Raw genomic sequence first — 19,250 nt, 5'->3', positions numbered from 1 at the left:
TCCTTATTTTTTAGATTCAGCACGAACACTCGCTGCAGCTTTTTGCACATCTTTCATTACTTCTTTAGGTGTTTTATCACCATTTAGCATAAGCTGAGCCCCTGTTAAATAAGCATCTGCAATTCGAGCATCGATTGCCATATCAAACCATGGAGCCATCTCTTTGGCTTGTAAAATATTATCTACTGCTTCTAATTGCTCTGGTGTTGAATTACTGCTGTTAGCTGTATCATTTACTGCACTGTATTTCCCTACTTCTTTTACTAGCTTTTCACCCATTTGTTTTGATGTTAAAAATTCAAGAAATTCCATCGCTTCTTTTGGATGCTTGGTTTTAGAAGAAATCATAAACCCTTCAGGTGATCCAGTTAAATTAGTAGCATTTCCTTTTCCATCCTCTAATTTAGGAAAATTAAACATGCCAATCTTAAATTTCGTTGGACCGAAAAGCTTAATTTCAGCGGTTTCAGCATAAAACATAGCTGCTTTTCCATTTGAAAATTGTTGTCTTGCATATTCATGATCAATCGAGTTTGTATTTTTATTAAAGTAAGGAACTAATTCTTCTAATTTTTCTAGAGCTTTTACATAGCCTTTATCCGTGAATGTCCCAGTTTTTGAATTATAGTCTTTTGAAAGAACGTCACGTTTTACCATGCGCTGATTCAAGGTTCCTACGTAGTGAGAAATGGTCCATGTATCCTGGCTTCCAAATTCTAAAGCTGTATAATGCTTCTTTTTTAACACGCTTAAAACATTTAGTAGCTCGTTCCAGTTTGTAGGCGCTTTTAATCCTAATTTATCGAAGATATCTTTGTTGTAAAAAAACATTTTCCCATCCATCGTGACAGGAACACCGTAAATTTTCTTATTAACGGTATATGGTTTAATTTGAGATTGAACAAGCTTGGAAGACCACGCTGAATCCTTCTTATAATAAGAGGTTAAATCTAAGGCTTTGTTTCCTCTGACAAATTGTCTAGCAAACTCATCGCTCCAAGAAAAGTACACATCAGGAGGGGTATTAGTGCCTGTCATAACTTTAATTTTGTCTTTATATGAATCGTTTAAGACCGCTTCTGTTTTAATATCAATATCAGGGTGCTGTTTTTCAAATTCTTTTACAACTTCTTCAAAGTAGCTTTTTTCAGGTTCTTTTGGCCATCTGTGAAAGAATGTTAATGTTGTCTTTCCTGTGTCTGAGTCTGAAGACGTTTGTTTTCCAGCACACCCCCCGAGCATTAAAGAACAACTTAAAAGTGAGGCTAAGATTAAATTTGTCTTTTTCATATAGAAACCCCCTTATTGTAAGTGCTTTCATATATAAGTTATACTATAATGTTTTATAACATTATAGTATAACTCGTAAGGAAAATATACAGATTTCTATCTTTATTAGAAGATTATTAATATTCTACTTTCCACATGTAGCGTCTTTTACTTAAAGGATGATTGCGTGCTTCAGCTAATTCTTCGGCATACTGACGCAGTACACGGTTTAATACAAGAGGAGCAATATACCCTTGCACATCTTTATCAATTCCTTCGAAGTCATATGCTTTTGCATCTAGAACAGTTAATTTCTTTCCATATCGTTTAGAGAATGATAAGGCGCGTTCTTCTAAAGGTCTCGTTTCATCTAGTCCAGCTAGGATGATAAACGGTACGTTTTCATCAATAATTTCGAATGGACCGTGGAAATACTCTCCAGCGTGAATAGCGTGAGAATGAATCCACTGCATTTCCATCAAGATACAGATGCTGAATGAATATGCTGCTCCATAGTTCGAACCGCTGGCCATTGTATAAATAACCGGTTCAGACTTATGTGATTCAGCAAATTTTCTTGCGTTGCTCGCTTCGTATTCTAGAGCTTTTTCATAAACAGACTGTAGATTTTCTAAGCTAGTAACTAACTTTGCAAATTTATCATTTTTTTCTGCTACGTATAAGAGACCAAATACAAGCTGATATAAAACGCCTAAGTTTGTTTCAAAAGCATCGATATCATTGCCCCATTCATACTTAATAAAAATATCTGCGCTGTGTGCTAAAGGTGAAGTAGGTTCATTTGTTAAGGCTAAAGCATAAGCGCCTTTGCTTTTAGCGAACTTAGCTGCTTCTGTAGTCTCAGGAGTTGTTCCTGACATGGAACATAAAATAACTAAGGAGTCTTTTCCTAGCTGCTGCGGATTGCGGTGGATAAATTCGTTCGAGCTATACAAATCGGATGTAATATGTTGAGCTTCTCGATCTAGTACATACTTAGCTGGATACATGATCGCAGAAGATCCTCCACATGCGACGAAAAACACATTACGAATTTGCTTGCTTTTTAATTCGTTTAATACGGCTTGCACATCACTTTTTACATTCACTACTGTTTTGCTCATTTTCCCCACTCCTCAAATAAAATATGATATACAACATTATGTAATGTTATATATTGTTATATTAAACCGCAAGCGTTAACTAGTCAATACATTTATCAGAATATTTAACTTTTTTATCTATATTTGTAGAAATACGCTCTTCTGTTTCTCCATCAAAGAAATGCACGTAGGTTAAATTCAACGAAAAAGCGCTTTTGTCCCCTGCTTCAAACTCACATAAAAGAGGCACTCGAGCCACAAACGTTTGCTTTTCTAAACTAGCATATAAAATTGTTTCAGCACCTAGTACCTCTATCATATCTAGTGTCGTAGTGAAGCAAAACTCATTGTTCAACTCTCTCTTACTATCCTCTTTATTATATACAATGTGTTCAGGACGCGCACCCATTATGACCTTTTTCTCATTATAACCTTGAGAATGTAAAGCGTATATTAGAAAATCAGGAAGCTGTATTTTAGTTTTTCCCATTATAAAATAAGTGCCTTGGAGATACCCCCGAAAAAAATTCATTGCGGGCGATCCAATAAAACTGCCTACAAATACATTCCTAGGATGTCTATAAATATCTTGAGGAGTTCCGATCTGTTGAATAATCCCGTCTTTCATAACAACTAGGCGAGTAGCCATTGTCATAGCTTCCACTTGATCATGCGTCACATAGATTGTTGTTGTTTGCAGCCTTTGATGCAGTTTAATAATTCAGCACGCATCTGTACTCGCAGCTTCGCATCCAAATTAGATAATGGTTCATCCATTAAGAAAACTTTTGCTTCTCGAACAATAGCACGACCTAAAGCAACTCGCTGACGCTGCCCTCCGGATAAAGCTTTTGGCTTTCTATCTAAATATGTTTCTAGACCTAATGTTTTGGCTGCTTCATTTACACGTCTATCAATTTCATCTTTCTTTATTTTTTTTAACTTCAAACCAAATGCCATATTTTCTCGAACAGTCATATGAGGGTAAAGAGCATAATTTTGAAAGACCATAGCAATGTCACGATCTTTTGGAGCTACTTCGTTCATATGATCTCCATCAATGTAAAAATCACCTTTTGAAATCGTTTCTAGACCTGCAATCATTCGCAGCGTAGTAGATTTACCACAGCCTGAAGGTCCAACAAATACAACAAACTCTTTCTCTCCAATCTGAAGGTTAAAATCATTTACGGCGATATTTTTTTTATCATATATTTTATATACTTTATCTAAACGTAACATTGTCATCTCACCTCAGCTCCTTATATTTAAAGTTTGAGATACATTATTGCAAGTTACGAGTCTCTTTTTCCTTCATCCTTTCCTCCTTTTTATGTAAATTGTTAACTTGAGACATTAAAGTAACTTAATAACTATACTAATCGAATCTAGTTAGGCAGAAAATAAATATGTAAAGTTTTCTAACACAAAACATACAAGCAACCGTTTATCCTCAAAAAATAAAAACCTTCTCTAAAATAAGAAGGTTTCACATCATAATCTGCATAGAGACTGCCTTTGCCTTACTTGTGAAGATTTTATTACATATCTTCTTTGCCTTGACAGCTCGGACACTCATAAACATGCACAAAATAAAGTCCAATATGGTGAAATCGTTTCCCTAAGCAATCTGGACATGTTCCTGCTTCGCGCATTTGTTCCCGGCGTTTGTCTCGCTGATTAGCTAAGAAATTTACAAATTTCATAAAAAAACCTCCCTCATGTTTTTGACTATAGGTTTTCCTGATGGGAGGTCTTTTATTCGACTAGGTGTATTTATAACAGCACCTGCTTGATTGTGCTTCTAAACTATAATGACGTTTTCCAATAATACAAAAAGGATAGATAGAGCAGTCTTATGACGCTCATCTATCCTTCATTTTTATCATATATAATGTTTAACGCTATACAGGCATCTATCACTATTTCCTAACAAATATCTGATTTTTGATACAGCTATCAAGTTATTCTTCTACTTTGTATTTTTCTTTTTTCGAAGAAACGGCCACCAGTTTCCTTCTCCAAGCGTTACGACAATCGCTGGCATAAGAAGCGGAAGAATAATAAGGCCATAAAGTAAAAGACCAATAATAACGACCGTTGCTACATGAACAAGTGTTAATACACCTGATGGCATCATAGCCCCAAACGTTCCGGCTAAGATAATAGCAGCAGTAATAATAACCGATCCCATCTTACTCATGGACGTAACCATCCCTTTTGCTACGCCGCTTTTCACTTCTTCGTTAAAACGGTCTAACAAGAAAATAGAATAGTCAATTCCAAGGGCAACTAAAATAACAAAACTAAAGAATGGCACGGCCCAGCTGATTCCGTCATTCCCCATTATATCCACGAATAGAAGCTCTGAGATTCCCATTGCAGTATAATACGTAAGCAGCAGTGAAGCAATCATGTATACAGGTATTATCATTGAACGGAATAAAATGGTCAGCACAATAAACAGTCCAATCATCATAATAACCATTGTGCGTGAAAGATCAGTTGTAGATAAATCTTTTAAATCCGCATTTGAGCTCGATACCCCTCCGTACACAATTTCTGTATGCTCAAACGGCGTATCAACGACTTCGCTTGCCACCGCTTTTTCAATATTTTTTACGGTTGAAATGGCTTCTTCAGAATATGGATTTTGATCGAGCACTACGCTGAGCTTAACTCCTTTTCCACCTGCAAAAGAATAGTTATCGATGGATTGTTTAAACCCTTTATCTTTCATCACTTCTGCTGGAAGATAAATACCCGTATCTCTAACTGTTGAGCTGTCACTCATGTTATCAAGCATATCTGTTGCTTTTGTTAAGCCATCTGAGATCTTCGTCAGTCCGTCATTCGCACTTTTAACTCCTTTTGCCAACTGATTGATACTGTCTGATAACGTTCCAACTTGACCTTGCTGAGCTGAAAGATTCTCATTTGCTTGTTGGAGACCGGTTTGAATGGTAGTAAGCTGTTTACTGATTGCAACAAGCTGCGGAACCGCTTGCTGCACATTTCCTGTTGTAGAAAGCTGAGTGCTGACAAGCTGCAGCTGTTGATTAATTTGAGCTAATCCGTCTGCAGCAGGTGCAAGCGATCCTCCAGATTTCTCTTTAGAAGCAGAACCTGTTTGGTCAGCTATTTGATTTAGCCCTTTTTCAACATCACTTAATCCTTTTTGTACATCTCCGATTCCTTTAACAGCATCTTTGATTCCGTCTGATACAGAGCCTAGCTGTGAATTAACATATAAATCATCAATCTTTTCTCCGGTAGGCTGTGTGATAGCCATAACAGAATCCACGTGATCCACTTTTTCAATCGCTTTGCTTATATTTCCTAAATAAGGAATAACATCCGCCTTTGTTAACTCTTTATCTCCTTTAATAATAACATTGACAGGAAAAGCTTTTCCTTCTCCCAGTGCATCACTGATAGCATTTAGTCCTTTTATAGATTTATAATCACTGCTTATTTCAGCAGTAGAGTCAAACGATACTTTTGAGTCGTACGTTACAATAAAAGGCACGGTAATAATCGCTGTAATGACTAAAAACACGAACGGTCGCGCCACTGCCTTTTTTCCTAAAAAGCCCCACAGCTTATTATCGCTATGTGAAGCCACTTTTTTAGACGGCCAAAATAATTTTTCTCCAAGCGTAACCATAAAAAGTGGAAGCAGAGTAAATAAAATGACTAGCAGTACACCTACGCCCACTGCTACACCGACAGCCGACTGGAAAATGGCAAACTTGGCAAATCCGATGGCTGCAAACCCAATAAATACGGCAATTCCGCTGATAAATAGCGTTCTTCCTGCTGTACGATAAGCCGTGATCGTGGCTTCTACTTTATCATGTCCGTTTGCCAATTCTTCACGGAAACGATTAAGTAAAAGAATGCAGTAATCCGTACCAATTCCAAACAAAATAGCTACTAAGAACGTTTGTGTGAACGTTGAGATTGGAAAATCGGCATTTTTAACTAAAATCCCTAGTAACGATTGACTGATTAAGTATGTGATTCCCACAATTAAAATAGGAATAAACGGCGTCACGACTGAACGGAAAACGAGTAAAAGCAAACCTAAAATCAAAAAGATAGTAATAAACTCGGTTTTCTTTAACCCTTCTTCTGAACTGTGTGCAAAATCCTGATTAATAAGAGATGCACCTGTTACATATGCCGTAATGCCTTTTGGCACGTTATCATAAATCTGATTCGCTATTTTTTCAACTTTTTCATCCGATCCACTGACAGTAACCGGAACTAAAACGGTTTTTTTGTCTTTAGACATTAATTGATTACGAACATCTTGATCATCTGTTAAAGGCGTTGTGACATCTTTTACACCTTTAATTTTCTCTGTCTTATCAATGATTTTCTGTATTTGTTTCTCACTATCTTTATCTAATGCGTTATCTAGCTTGATAACCATGCTGATGGTATTACTGTCTTCTCCGGCATTTTTTAGAATTTGGCTGGCTCTAGATGAAACGGCATCGGCGGGAAGCTGAGACTGTCCTTTTTCACTTGCGAGCTTTGTTAAATTTGGTGCCGTTAGCATCAATATAACCGTTAAAGCTAAAATAAAGGCCGCAATCACCCATTTAAATTTCACAATAAATTTCATTCTTTGCTTTCCCCTTTTATAGTTAACTTTTCTTTTGCCATTGTAAGAATTTCAATAAATGTATCTATTTTTTCTTCTTCTACATCATCAAACAAATTCTCAATGATACTAAAACAAGCGGCATTTCCTTCATTTATTACCTTTTCGCCTTCAGCCGTAATCTTAATAAGCTTAGAACGTTTATCGCTCTCTAGTTCATTAGTGTCCCACTCCACAAGCCCTTTTTCGAGCAGTTTTTTGATTCGATTCGAAATGGCACTTTTATGAACACCTTGCAAGACTGCAAGACTGCCAGGTGAAGACGGACCTTTAATCATTAAACTATTTAACAAATCAAACTGCTGCCTAGAGACATGTTCAAAGAGGTTATGGCTAATCTCTCTGTGAATTACTTCTGTTCCTATAAACAGCACTTCTTCAAAAAGTTCTACAGCTTGATATAACTTGCTTTTCTTCACTTCTTTCCCTCCTTCACTCATTTAGTTTATAGGTTTAAACTATTCAACTTTAAAAATAGTTTATAGGGCTAAACTTTATTCTGTCAATAAATTTATGTCTGACTGTCTTCATATATGATAAAGATAAATAGAAATCCCAAAAAAGATACCGCTTACATTATCTTTTTTGGTTGTCAAAGCTCCATCACTTAAGTATTATTAGTAATTGACTTCTTTTCAAGGAGATATAAATTTTATACACAGAAAGGGTGATCACACATGAATACAATGCATGCTAATGAGCAGGTCAGTAAGAAAGATTCCTTTCCGATTGCTCTCATCTCGTTGACTCTTGGGGCTTTTGCTATTGGAATGACGGAATTCGTTATTATGGGGATACTGCCTAACGTTGCGGAAGACCTTCATGTTAGCATTTCGACTGCTGGTCAGCTAATTACGAGCTATGCGTTAGGAGTGGCGATCGGTGCGCCAATTTTAACCATTTTTACTCACCGACTTCCTCAAAAGCTTCTGCTTTGTTTACTTATGCTTCTATTTATTCTCGGAAATGCGATTGCTATTATTGCACCTAGCTATGGAATTTTGATGGGAGCTCGTTTAGTTACGGCATTATGTCACGGTACTTTCTTTGGAGTAGGCGCTGTTATTGCTTCACGGCTCGTGCAGCCCCATAAACGTGCAAGTGCTGTCGCAACGATGATGGCGGGTTTAACCATTGCAAATATCATCGGGGTTCCTGTGGGAACATTCATTGGGCAACACTTAGGCTGGAGAGCTTCGTTTGGGGCTATTACGATCATGGGGATTATTGCATTTATTGGTATTATTCTGTTTATCCCAAAGCTTGGTCAAGACAAATTAACGGGTCTAAAACAGCAGTTTGCTGCTTTTACTCAACCAAAGCTTCTTGTGATGCTTCTTTTAAGCGCAATAGGATGCGGCAGTTTATTTACTGTTTTTACGTACATTACACCGCTTCTTGAAGATGTTACAGGAGTAAGTGAACATAGCGTTACATGGATACTTGTATTATATGGATGCGGCGTTACGCTCGGAAACGTTGTTGGAGGCAAGCTTGCAGACTGGAAGTTAATGCCTTCGGTTGTAGGTATATTTGCTTTTCTTTGTATTGTGCTGACTATTTTTACGTTTACTGTTAAAAGCCCAACAGCAGCAATTATCACGCTGTTTTTCTGGGGAGCAGCAGCATTTGCTGTAATGCCTGGTATTCAAGTGAAAATTATGAACTTAGCACAGGAAGCACCTGCTTTAGCTTCTACTTCGAATCACTCGTTTGCTAACTTAGGAAATGCTTTTGGCGCCTTTTTCGGAGGCGTAATTATTAACCATATGGGTCTTACTTCACTTCCTTGGGTTGGCGCCATTTTTGTAGGAACGGCTTTTGTTATTAGTACTTGTCTTTTTATTGTGGAAACACGCAAAAAACATAGTGAACAATCGTCCTAACTGTCTAACAACTGAACAAAAAGAAAAAAAGAGCCTTTCTTTGATGAAAGGCTCTTTTTTTGTTTCTAACTCGCTTTTTTCATTTCTTTGCTTGTTAATCGACTGTGCTTACGAGAGTAACCTATATACACAATAATACCAAGCACAATCCATATGCTAAAATACAGCCACGTTGTTTTAGGAAGGTTAATCATTAAAAATAAACAAGATAATACAGATAAAATTGGCAAAACCGGCACAAACGGCATTGTAAATCCACGTTTTAAATTTGGATGCGTTTTACGTAAGATGATAATACTGACGCCCACCATGCCGAAAGTTAAAAGAGCTCCGATATTTGCTAAATTCGCAAGTTCTTTCAAATCAATAAATCCTGAAATTAACGCTCCAATAACGCCTACTAGCCAAGTAGAAAGAGTTGGAACTCCTGTTTTCTCATTTGTTTTAGCAAATGCTTTTGGCAGCAAGCCGTCGCGGCTCATGGAGAATAAAATGCGTGTTGCTGCATAAATGTAGGCGAAAATAACAGCCATGATTCCAATGACAGCTCCTGCAGCAATAACTCCTGCCACTGCATTTTGTCCTACTGAATGAAGAACATAAGCCATTGCCTCTGGAACATTGAGTTCCTTGTACGAAACAACTCCAGTCATAACAAGGCATACTGCTACATAAATAATCGTGCAGATCACAAGTGAACTAATAATTCCTATTGGCAAATTGCGCTGCGGATTCTTTACTTCTTCTGCTGATGTAGATAAAGCATCAAAACCTAAAAAAGCGAAAAATACCGCTGCTCCCCCTGTCACAACACCTTCAATTCCATAAGGCATAAAAGGTGTCCAATTAGACGGCTTCACATAAAAAGCCCCTACAATAATAAAAAGCAGGATAATGAATAATTTAACAAGCACCATAAAATTATTTACTTTTTTACTTTCTTTTGTTCCTCTTGAAAGCAGCCATGTAATAAGAAGCGTAATACAAATAGCAGGAAGGTTCACTAGGCCTCCATTTGCAGGGATCGTAATTAATTCTTTTGGCAGTGAAAAACCAAAGCCTTCTAAAAAGTTGTTAAAATAAGAAGACCAGCCGTTTGCAACTGCTGACATTGTTAATAAATAGACGGAAAGCAACGTCCAACCCATTAAGTGTGCTACTACTTCTCCAATAGTTGCATATGTATAGGTGTAAACGCTACCAGATACAGGTATAGTTGAAGCGAACTCCGCATAGCACAGCGCTGCAAAACCGCATACAATAGAAGCCAATATAAAAGAAAAAATAACGGCTGGTCCAGCATCATTAGCAGCCACCAAGCCTGTTAACACTAAAACCCCCGTTCCTATTACGGCTCCAATACCAAGAAGAGTCAAATCGAATGCTCCTAATGTTTTGACTAGAGATTTGTTTTGACTTTGTTCTAATAATTGCTCGATGGACTTCTTTTTAAATAGTTTTCCCATTGCACTCTCTCCTCTCTGTTGCCACTCATCCCTTAAAAAACTTAAAAATGACGTTTTTCCCCATTTGGCTGCGCGTTTTTACTTCAGATACAGAAGTAATTATATAGAAATAATTACTAACTTGTCTATTAGTATACTAATATCATTATATATATTTCAAGAGTTTTTGTAAGCGATTTCTTAATATCGCTTCATTTTGGATTTATAAACTAAATAAAGAGATTATCATTGTGCTTATGTATAATAAGTTTGAATAAAAATAATATTCTGAAAAATTATTTTATATGTTTTTAGATAACTTTTTTACTAACTATCTTCAGATGTGAATTTCTGACATAGAGATTATTTACAGAACGATGAATGTTTTATCTTACCGGGTGTTATAATGATGAAAACTGAAGTGTGTGAAGGGCGGAGAGATGCTTAACTTATTTATTGGCTGTATTTTACTAGCATTAGGGGTGTACTTTATGTTTAAATTTCTTTTTTACTCTCCTTCTAAAAAGAAGCGAGATCAGCAAAACATAAACAAACCATCAGATGAGGCTTCAGCTTCCTCCCGTACAAATGATTCGAATGGAATAAGATAAATTTTTTTATAAAATACCGGCGTTTGTCTAAGGCAAAAGTTATACTGCTGATATATATTATCTTATACCCTTCTAGTTCAATATTCCCTTCATTTTGGTGTAAGACAAGATGAAGGGAATCACTATCCGACTTAAAAAATCGGATTTTTCTATTTAGTAAGGTAAATAGCTTCAATAAACTCTGTTTGAATTCTTTTCTTTATTCAAGTGTACAGCTGCCTCTTTCACACTTACTGTTCCTATGTTTTTCTTCCCGTGCTTTCGCATAGCAAGCGATTCATTTTCCACTTCTTTATCTCCTATCACGGCCATATAAGGAACTTTCAGCATTTCTGCTTCTCGAATTTTCAGCCCTATTTTTTCAATGCGATCGTCTACTTCAACACGATACCCTTTTAACTCCAGCTCGTGTTTCACTTTATATGCATATTCCACATGCGGCGGTGCAATAGGCAATAGTTTGAGTTGAACAGGAGCCAGCCAAAGAGGAAATTGACCTTCATAATGTTCAATCAAGATGGCCATAAATCGTTCAACGGAACCGTATATAGCGCGGTGAATCATTACGGGACGATGAGGTTTATTGTCTTCTCCAATATACATACAGTCAAACTTCTCTGGCATTAAGAAATCAAGCTGAACTGTTCCGCACTGCCAGCTGCGACCTAAGGAATCTAAAATATGAAAATCGATTTTCGGCCCATAAAAAGCTCCGTCTCCTTCATTCACCTGATAGTCTAAGCCTTTTTCACTTAACACAGATTGAAGCGACTTTTCTGCTTGGTTCCATGTTTCAATATCTCCCATGAATTTTTCAGGTCGTGTGGATAGCTCCACTTTGTAATCGAAGCCAAAATGTGAGTAAAAGTCATGGATAAACGCTAAAATGCGGCTAATCTCAGCTTCGATCTGACTAAGTTCTACGAATAAATGAGCGTCGTCCTGTGTGAATGAACGGACTCTTAGCAATCCGTTTAAAGACCCAGAAAGCTCGTGACGATGAACTAATCCAAGCTCTGCGTATCGAATCGGAAGTTCTCGGTAGCTTCTTCGCTTGCTGTTAAACAATAAAATGGCTCCCGGACAATTCATCGGTTTAATCGCATAGTTTTGTTTGTCAACATTTGAAAAATACATATTCTCATGATAGTGTTCCCAGTGCCCTGATTGTTCCCAGAGTTCCTGTTTCATCATGATGGGTGTTTTTATTTCTTGATAGCCTGCTTTATAATGCTTTTGTTTCCAGTAGTTCTCTAACTCGTTTCGAATAATCATTCCGTTAGGTAAGAAAAATGGCATACCAGGAGCTTCTTCCATTGACATAAACAGCTCCAGTTCTTGACCTAATTTTTGATGATTTCGCTTTTCTGCTTCCAATTGTTTTGACATGTTCATTCCTCCAATATGTTTTTATTCAACAAAAAAACCGCACTCATCCCTAGTAAAGGGACGAATGCGGCCGTGGTACCACCCTAATTCCGTAAAATAACCATACGTATTTTACGCTTAAAAAGATAACGGTTTTACCGGTTGCGGTTTCAGTGTATACACATTCCCCGCCGCAGCTCCAAGGTGGTAAATTCATTTCGTTTTCTAAGGGTTCTCAGCCAGTGACCCTACTCTCTGTAAAGAAAATTCAAAAATGATTCATGTCCTTTTCATTGCTTGTATATTTTTTTCTACATAAAAAACCGCACTCATCCCTAGTGAAGGGACGAATGCGGCCGTGGTACCACCCTAATTCCGTAAAATACCTATACGTATTTCACGCTCAAAAAAGATAACGGTTTTACCGATTGCAGTTTCAGTTATGCACGTTCCCTGCAATAGCTCTAAGGTGGTAAATTAGATGATTTCTTAAGGGCTCTCAGCCAGTGACCCTATTCTCTGCGAAGAAAACAGCATCTAATTCGTGTCCTTTTCATTGCCAAATACTGTTTATTAGTTGTTAAAAGCGATTATAGTGTATAAATTTAACAGAAGTCAAGAAGTAATTTTTTATTTTTTAATGGTATAGAATTACTTTATGCTTGAATTATTGAAAAGTTACTTAAGAATACACAGACTTAAAAAGTTTTTTATTATACTATTAACGACTACATTCCATTCTTATTTTTACCTTTTTTTCACAGCAATAAAGCGCAAAAGAAAGATACCATAAGTCCTTATTTGTTCTATCTAAGCGGTATTAACGAAGTTAAACCCAATACTATCCCAAATCAGAACAAGTAACATGGCAGAAGCATTATCAGGTTTTTTATTTATATACTAAAATATTAAATACATCTTTTTCTGCTCACCCAAATAGTTGACTTCAATCCGCAGAAACTATTTTTTATCTATCTTTAGAGGGAAGCTCATCATGCATGCTTCCACTTTGCGGAAAAATCCGTTTTTTCCTGATTTGTTCTTTAAGAATAACATCAAGCTGCCGCTGAATTTTCCTTGTTTCATTTGTCGAAAAATACGGGTGAGCCAGATTTACTGTTTCTAACGGATCCTTGGTCAAATTGTACATTTCAATTTGATCGGGAACACGTGTTGTTTTAAGGGTAGTAAAACTTACAGGGTAACCTTCATATTGCTCTCTTGGATGTTATTGTCTTCTTCAAACAATCTTTAGCTTATAAAACTGAGCCTTTTATGATTACGTATTAGTTGCACTTCTAAATCTTAAACAAATTATCTTTTTTCTGTTTGAAATATAAAGTTTGAACTGTATATTTCCTTAACTACTGAAGAAAGAATATCAATTCCTTTCTTTAACTCCTCATCTGCAGCAGTAAGACTTATGCGAATGCACTCCCGGTTGTGAGAAGAAGATTGGCTGCCGTGAAAGAATGATCCGCCTGGCACTACAATCAAGTTTTCTGCTTTTAATTTATTGTATAGATCACTATCACTGAAAGGCAAACCTTCTAACCAAAGCCAACCAAATAACGAACCTTCCGCTTTGTGCAAATACCAAGGAATATCATCCGGCATACGTGTAGTTAAAAGTTTTTTTAAATAGTCATGTTTTTGTTTATAATGAGTTCTTATATAGTTAGCTGAAATTTCGGCTAACTGCCCGCTCTTTAAGGTGTTAACCACCATCCGCTGACCTAACCTAGAAGAGTGAATCAAAATATTTGATTGAAATGCTTCCATTACTTTTATGAAGTCACCTTTTCCTATAGCAATTCCTATTCTCTCTCCAGGCAATCCGGCTTTAGAAAGACTCATGCAGTGAACGATATTATCATGTATGATTGGATCCATTTCAATAAAATTAATAGCAGGAAAAGGCGGTGCGTAAGCTGAATCAATTAGCAATGGAATGTGATAGTCCTTGCACACTTGGGATATAAGCTGTACGGCTTCTTCGGAAAGAATGTTGCCGCTTGGGTTATTAGGCCTTGATAATACAACAGCTCCGACGTCTGGGTCCTGAGCTATTTTATCTTTAAATGCTTGTTTGTTAAATTCATAACGAAACGTATGATGATCAAGCTTTGAGAGGATAGGAGGAATTCCTTCTATTACACCTTCCTCAAGCGCGACTCCACTATACCCAGCGTAATCTGGCAGCATAGGTATTAATGCTTTTTTTACTTTTCCTTCTTTACTTGTACCGCAAAACGAATTTAAAGCTAAAAAAAGAGATTTTGACTTCCCGAAGTGATCAAGACTTGTTCTCTGTCCAGTTTAATACGATAATTCGTAAAGAAGTAGTCTCTTATGCAATCAATTAATTCATGCGTACCGTAACTAGAACCATATTGGCTAATCAAATTTTTTAATTGTTTGTCGTTCACAATATCTCTTAAAGCTTCTTCCCACATTTCATAAACTTGAGGGAGGATGGCGGGGTTGCCAGCACTTAAATTCACATATTGATTAAGATTGGAATTGAGCACTTCTTGGATGTCATGCATAATAGCGCGAACGCCTACTTTATTAGTCATTTTGTTTCCTATTTTACTTAAATGCAAAGCAGTCACTAGTGCACCGTCTCCTTAAAGATTATGATCATCGAATAGTAAGTATGGAACTTCAATCTTCTTATTTTGCTGATTAATAAAGTAATTGTCCGGGATAATAAATTTATCACCGTTCTCACTAGGTAATAAGTATTTTCGAACATAATGTTCAGCTTCTTCTTTATAGTCAAGGTCACTTTGAATCGTTTCAAGTTCTTCAATTTCTTTTACTAAAAGATCCAGTTCTTTTAAGCATATGTCTAAATCTAAATAAGCATGGTCTCCTTTTCGGGATAGTGAACGCCCATTTGCAACTAACCAGCTAAAAAGAAAAAATCCTGTTCCAGAATCAAAGTTTCGGGGTGCATTATGCTGACTAGGGTATCTTAAAAGGCGTTCAAAGAGAACAAATTCCGTTATTTCTTCCCAAAAAGGATATTTTCTTTTATGAAGAGTCAGCACCGTCTGGCAATCTACTTTAACTTCTTCTAGTATGCCTGCAAAAAAATTCATTTTCGCCTGTATATGTTGGTCAAAAGGTTTATTTCCGCAGTGATGGTAATAATCATGCAGATATCCCCAGATCACCCTTGCCTGATAGGTGTCTTCTCTATTCATAGCGCGAGATTTAAGGTTAAAATCAGGAAAGATAGAATACGCTCTTTTTAATGTATCCTCATTGTATATGCTGTGAAATTTATTAAAGAAAAATATCGCGAAGTTTTGACTTGTTACCTTTTCTTTTGTTTTTACATTCTCAGGGAAAAATACAATACACTTCCCTTCCATAAATCCTTGAGTACCAGCCAACAGCTTTAAAGATTCACATCCATTTTTAGGATGAGGAAGGTCGGCTTCAATGGATTTCATGATTTCAGGTTCATCGCGAACGGCGATAAAGGCTTCTAAATAAAACCCTCTTTTTGTAGGGCCATTAGGCGTTACAATCGGTCCTAAAAAGAACGTCGTCTCCCCGTTTGCAGGCGGGCTATAAGCAATTAACGTTTGATCAAAATAAGGAGCTTGATCGAGTCCTCTTTCAATCCAATCACATACGTCATTTTTTAATGCATTCCACACTTCAGGTAAATTTAAAGAGTTATATATTGTTTCAGTTTCAGCAACTACTTTTAATAAGAGCTCTCTAGCTTTTTCGTAATTTCTTTTGACCTCTCCATTTGGGCCCTGATATTTTCTTATCTCATATAGAGCAGGTACTATTTTATCGTTTAATAACTCCACTAAACTTTGAGTATGATTTTTTGTTAACATGATTAAAACCCTCCTTTTTTAGAACAGCTACTTAGCAGAAATATTTTTAGATGATTTAAGAGTAGAGTTATTTGTGTTTTTCTCTATTTGCTTTTTCAAGTTAATAAATATAACCCCTGCTATTACAAATGCTGTACCTATATAGACCTGTTTGTTTAATGTTTCACCTAAAAAGACAAATCCTACATATAAGGCGATAACCGGTGAAATAAATAAATGCGCCGTTGCTTTTGATATATGCCATTTTTTTAATAAATAAATATTAATAGAAAACCCCAAGACCGATCCTATAATGGCCAAGTATAATAATGAGATAAGACTAATCCCAGAGAAAGTACGGTTTCCATTTTCTACAAATAAACTAACAATCAGTAAACAAGCGCCTCCACTGAGCATCGAAAAAGAATTAAAGGTCATAATAGGCAAGGATCTTATGCGAGATTGAACTTGAACAGTTATAAAAGCAGAACCTAGCATAGCCATTAAAATGACAATCATTGCTACTATTTGAATAACATTTCCCTGTATAAACAGCTGATTTCCAAATACAACGCTCATACCAATTAAGCACATGACTACACCTATCTTTTGTCCTTTTGTAGCTGGTGTTCCTTTAAATAAGCGATTAAATAAAAGAGCAAACACTGAAATGCTGGCAGCTAAAACGGAAACAAGCCCGCTTGGCAAATAGACGGATGCCCAATAAACAGAACCAAACGGTAGAGCAAAGTACAAAATTCCGTTTAATGCTGAAATGATTACTACTTCTTTTGAAACGGCCATTTTTTTTGTGAATAAGAGGTAGAGGGCAATTATTAAACTAGCAATTAAAAACCTCATACCTGCTGACCATAGAGGCAAGCTATCTTTTAATCCAGTCTTTTGAAAAGCCCATGTCGTTCCCCCGATGACGGCTAATAGACAAAACAAAAGATGTACATGAATACGGGTTAATTTAGAAATCACTGTTTCACCTTATTTCTTTTTTAAAGTTAAGCCTATTTTCTTCCGTGGAGCGTAAAACACATCGGCACTTCTCCAAAATCTTTTACAACTGTTAACCCCTGCTCGTTAGCAGCTTTACTCGTTGTAATACATGCGTCTACCTTTCCTTCTAAGCAATCAATCGCCGCTTGAGCATTACTATTTACTAACTGAACATTAGGACTGATGGAATGAGCTAAATCAACAGGGGCAGGATGTGAAGCAATTAACAGGTTATTGTTTGTTATCACCTCTTCTTTTGAGGCAAGCACCATGTTATACGTTGGCATAATAAAGCTATCTACTAGCTCTAAACTAGTTAAATTTTTGAACACAATATCATGTAAGTAAGGATATACCGCGCAGCCTAGAAGAGCAGAACTCTTTGTTTCTTTCACATGAACTAAAGCTTCTTCCAACGTTTGATGCAAAAAGACCTGACCTTGTATGCTTTGGCGTTCGAACCACAAATAGCCTGCTTTTTCACAATTTGTTCCTTCAGGCCCTAAGGTATGGATAATGCTAATTTTTTGAAGCTGGTTATTTTTCTTACTAGACGACTCTGCAACTATCATAGCCTTTGATACCCCCTATGCGTTTACTTTATTTTTATAAACGATTTTTACTTTGTTATCTAAATAGCTGTAATACCGCTCACAGTCGGAATAAGAGTCATGAGTGGTTAAAATAAATCCAGGGTAACCTGAAAAGTGCGGATATGGTAAAATGTCTGTCCCTTTAGTTATAAATTGAATAACCCTTTTTACTTCAGTATCTCTACGCACGTCTTCTAAGCCTCGAATTTCTTTAAAAACCCCACGGCCTTGCACTGGGATAATGTAGTTACCCACCACTTTCTTTCGTTTTCTTTCATTTTTTAATACAGGAGGTTTTAAACCTAATACATAGTAAAAAACTAGCTCCATATAGTTAATACCTGTACTTTCCTTTACGATATAATGAGAAATTCCAGATCCTCCAATGCGCGCTCCTATTTCAATTACATAAGGTTTTCCCGCTGGATCCAGGCGTAATTCAATATGAGCCGGGCCATCCTCAATTCCTAAAGCATTTGCTGCTCTAGCTGCTTCTTGTGCAATAGATTGCCAAACGTTTTCTTCTAGCTGAGCTGGAGCTATATAAACACCTTCTTCAAAGAAAGGTCCTTTGGAATTTCCTTTATAACCTATAGAAAGTACATAAACTTCTCCTTCTACAGAAAACGTCTCAATAGCAAATTCTGGTCCGTCTATAAATTGTTCAATTACCATGCCCGTTTTATTTTTTGTGAATTTACTTAGATCTTCTTCATTTACGCGTCTCACTTTTTCTATGCTGTCAATCAGTTCCTTTTTATTATTCGCTCGCGATACACCTTGACTGGAAAATCCGTTAGAAGGTTTTACTACGACAGGATAAGGCAGTGAAAGATTCTTTAATTCCTCCGTATTTTCAACCTCTTTAAAATACGGAGTGTTAAGATCATTATCTTTTAAAACCTCTCTCATCTTCTGTTTGTTACGACAGTTACTAATCACAAACGGTGATAAGCCCGGTAAGTTTAATTCTTCTGTCAGCTGAGATACAAACTCTAACGCAGGTTCATATAATGTCATAATGCCGTTAAAAGGATTTTTCTGATGCTCTGCTTTAATAATCTCAAGAGCTTTGTCTGGGCTGTGAAATAAATCAATGGGTATGAAATTTTGTACGCTTTTAAGATGCTTAGGTTCTACCTCTTCTTGGTTATAAAAAAACGTCACTTTAATTCCGAGAGCTTCTGCTTCTTCAAAAATAAACGGTAGATATGTATTTTGTAACACAACTGCTAGATGCTTATTTTGTAACGGCATTTACTTCCCCCCTACTTTTAAACAGCTCTTCACTGTTCGATGACTAAATTCTAATGACCGCTTCATATATTTGTCAATTTAATTTTATATAACATTAGGAATATATAGAATATTTGATATATTAGTAAAAAGTAAAGAAAAGAATGGTTTATAGGGTTAATACTATAGCGAAATTAAAAGCAGGAATTTTGCT

The 19,250-nt window shown here is 36.5% G+C and carries 12 protein-coding genes, 2 pseudogenes and 1 other annotated feature; of the genes and pseudogenes, 1 reads left to right on the top strand and 13 read right to left on the bottom strand.

The annotated features are described in order from the left end of the window. Window positions 1-3: 3 nt before the first annotated feature. The 6 genes and pseudogenes from Q5794_RS12810 to Q5794_RS12785 all read right to left on the bottom strand — a co-directional run bounded on the left by Q5794_RS12810 (window position 4) and on the right by Q5794_RS12785 (window position 7,463). Entirely contained in the window at window positions 4-1,290 is a 1,287-nt protein-coding gene (locus tag Q5794_RS12810; protein WP_192993192.1) for an ABC transporter substrate-binding protein, read from the bottom strand. A 116-nt stretch (window positions 1,291-1,406) separates the two neighbouring features. Then, window positions 1,407-2,393: an SIS domain-containing protein gene (locus Q5794_RS12805; RefSeq protein ID WP_374989166.1), complete on the bottom strand. Its 987-nt coding sequence runs from the start codon at window positions 2,391-2,393 to the stop codon at window positions 1,407-1,409. A 79-nt stretch (window positions 2,394-2,472) separates the two neighbouring features. Continuing rightward, window positions 2,473-3,620, bottom strand: a pseudogene (locus Q5794_RS12800) (ABC transporter ATP-binding protein). Between the two features lie 293 nt (window positions 3,621-3,913). Next, entirely contained in the window at window positions 3,914-4,078 is a 165-nt protein-coding gene (locus Q5794_RS12795; protein ID WP_016764155.1) for a hypothetical protein, read from the bottom strand. Between the two features lie 266 nt (window positions 4,079-4,344). Then, window positions 4,345-7,005: an MMPL family transporter gene (locus tag Q5794_RS12790; protein ID WP_374989165.1), complete on the bottom strand. Its 2,661-nt coding sequence runs from the start codon at window positions 7,003-7,005 to the stop codon at window positions 4,345-4,347. Further along, a complete protein-coding gene (locus Q5794_RS12785) occupies window positions 7,002-7,463 on the bottom strand; it encodes a MarR family winged helix-turn-helix transcriptional regulator (protein WP_214987997.1) in 462 nt (153 codons plus the stop codon). Before Q5794_RS12785 ends, Q5794_RS12790 begins: the two co-directional genes overlap by 4 nt. A gap of 258 nt (window positions 7,464-7,721) precedes the next feature. Between Q5794_RS12785 and Q5794_RS12780 the strand changes: the two genes are divergently transcribed. Next, window positions 7,722-8,930: an MFS transporter gene (locus Q5794_RS12780; protein ID WP_013057095.1), complete on the top strand. Its 1,209-nt coding sequence runs from the start codon at window positions 7,722-7,724 to the stop codon at window positions 8,928-8,930. Between the two features lie 65 nt (window positions 8,931-8,995). Here Q5794_RS12780 and Q5794_RS12775 read toward each other — a convergent pair whose 3' ends face one another. From Q5794_RS12775 to Q5794_RS12745, 7 genes and pseudogenes are all read right to left on the bottom strand, one after another. Then, window positions 8,996-10,396 carry an amino acid permease gene (locus tag Q5794_RS12775; protein ID WP_192993184.1) on the bottom strand — a complete coding sequence of 467 codons (1,401 nt, stop codon included), beginning with the start codon at window positions 10,394-10,396 and terminating at the stop codon, window positions 8,996-8,998. A 761-nt stretch (window positions 10,397-11,157) separates the two neighbouring features. After that, window positions 11,158-12,375, bottom strand: a complete 1,218-nt coding sequence (gene thrS, locus Q5794_RS12770; RefSeq protein WP_374989164.1) for a threonine--tRNA ligase — start codon at window positions 12,373-12,375, stop codon at window positions 11,158-11,160. A gap of 53 nt (window positions 12,376-12,428) precedes the next feature. Continuing rightward, window positions 12,429-12,657 (bottom strand) — a binding site (T-box leader). Between the two features lie 1,011 nt (window positions 12,658-13,668). Continuing rightward, window positions 13,669-14,969 (bottom strand): annotated as a pseudogene (locus Q5794_RS12765) (valine--pyruvate transaminase). Window positions 14,970-14,984: 15 nt separating this feature from the next. Next, window positions 14,985-16,220 (bottom strand): DUF6421 family protein, encoded by a 1,236-nt coding sequence (locus tag Q5794_RS12760; RefSeq protein ID WP_192993178.1) that lies wholly within the window; start codon window positions 16,218-16,220, stop codon window positions 14,985-14,987. 27 nt (window positions 16,221-16,247) lie between these two features. Next, window positions 16,248-17,186, bottom strand: a complete 939-nt coding sequence (locus tag Q5794_RS12755) for a DMT family transporter (RefSeq protein ID WP_214987986.1) — start codon at window positions 17,184-17,186, stop codon at window positions 16,248-16,250. 32 nt (window positions 17,187-17,218) lie between these two features. Beyond that, window positions 17,219-17,779 carry a hypothetical protein gene (locus Q5794_RS12750; RefSeq protein ID WP_268575836.1) on the bottom strand — a complete coding sequence of 187 codons (561 nt, stop codon included), beginning with the start codon at window positions 17,777-17,779 and terminating at the stop codon, window positions 17,219-17,221. Between the two features lie 15 nt (window positions 17,780-17,794). Continuing rightward, complete coding sequence (locus Q5794_RS12745; protein ID WP_374989163.1) at window positions 17,795-19,057, bottom strand: ATP-grasp domain-containing protein; 1,263 nt, start codon at window positions 19,055-19,057, stop codon at window positions 17,795-17,797. Window positions 19,058-19,250 lie beyond the last annotated feature (193 nt).

The sequence above is a fragment of the Priestia megaterium genome (assembly GCF_041941685.1).
Taxonomy (GTDB): domain Bacteria; phylum Bacillota; class Bacilli; order Bacillales; family Bacillaceae_H; genus Priestia; species Priestia megaterium_C.
This window is presented reverse-complemented; position numbering and strand designations above follow the sequence as displayed.

Bases quoted from the DNA above. Each gene is read 5' to 3' on its own strand.
- Q5794_RS12780 (WP_013057095.1), top strand. From the start codon at position 7,722: ATGAATACAATGCATGCTAATGAGCAGGTCAGTAAGAAAGATTCCTTT.
- thrS (WP_374989164.1), bottom strand. From the start codon at position 12,375: ATGTCAAAACAATTGGAAGCAGAAAAGCGAAATCATCAAAAATTAGGT.
- Q5794_RS12790 (WP_374989165.1), bottom strand. From the start codon at position 7,005: ATGAAATTTATTGTGAAATTTAAATGGGTGATTGCGGCCTTTATTTTA.
- Q5794_RS12750 (WP_268575836.1), bottom strand. From the start codon at position 17,779: ATGATAGTTGCAGAGTCGTCTAGTAAGAAAAATAACCAGCTTCAAAAA.
- Q5794_RS12760 (WP_192993178.1), bottom strand. From the start codon at position 16,220: ATGTTAACAAAAAATCATACTCAAAGTTTAGTGGAGTTATTAAACGAT.
- Q5794_RS12795 (WP_016764155.1), bottom strand. From the start codon at position 4,078: ATGAAATTTGTAAATTTCTTAGCTAATCAGCGAGACAAACGCCGGGAA.
- Q5794_RS12775 (WP_192993184.1), bottom strand. From the start codon at position 10,396: ATGGGAAAACTATTTAAAAAGAAGTCCATCGAGCAATTATTAGAACAA.
- Q5794_RS12745 (WP_374989163.1), bottom strand. From the start codon at position 19,057: ATGCCGTTACAAAATAAGCATCTAGCAGTTGTGTTACAAAATACATAT.
- Q5794_RS12810 (WP_192993192.1), bottom strand. From the start codon at position 1,290: ATGAAAAAGACAAATTTAATCTTAGCCTCACTTTTAAGTTGTTCTTTA.
- Q5794_RS12805 (WP_374989166.1), bottom strand. From the start codon at position 2,393: ATGAGCAAAACAGTAGTGAATGTAAAAAGTGATGTGCAAGCCGTATTA.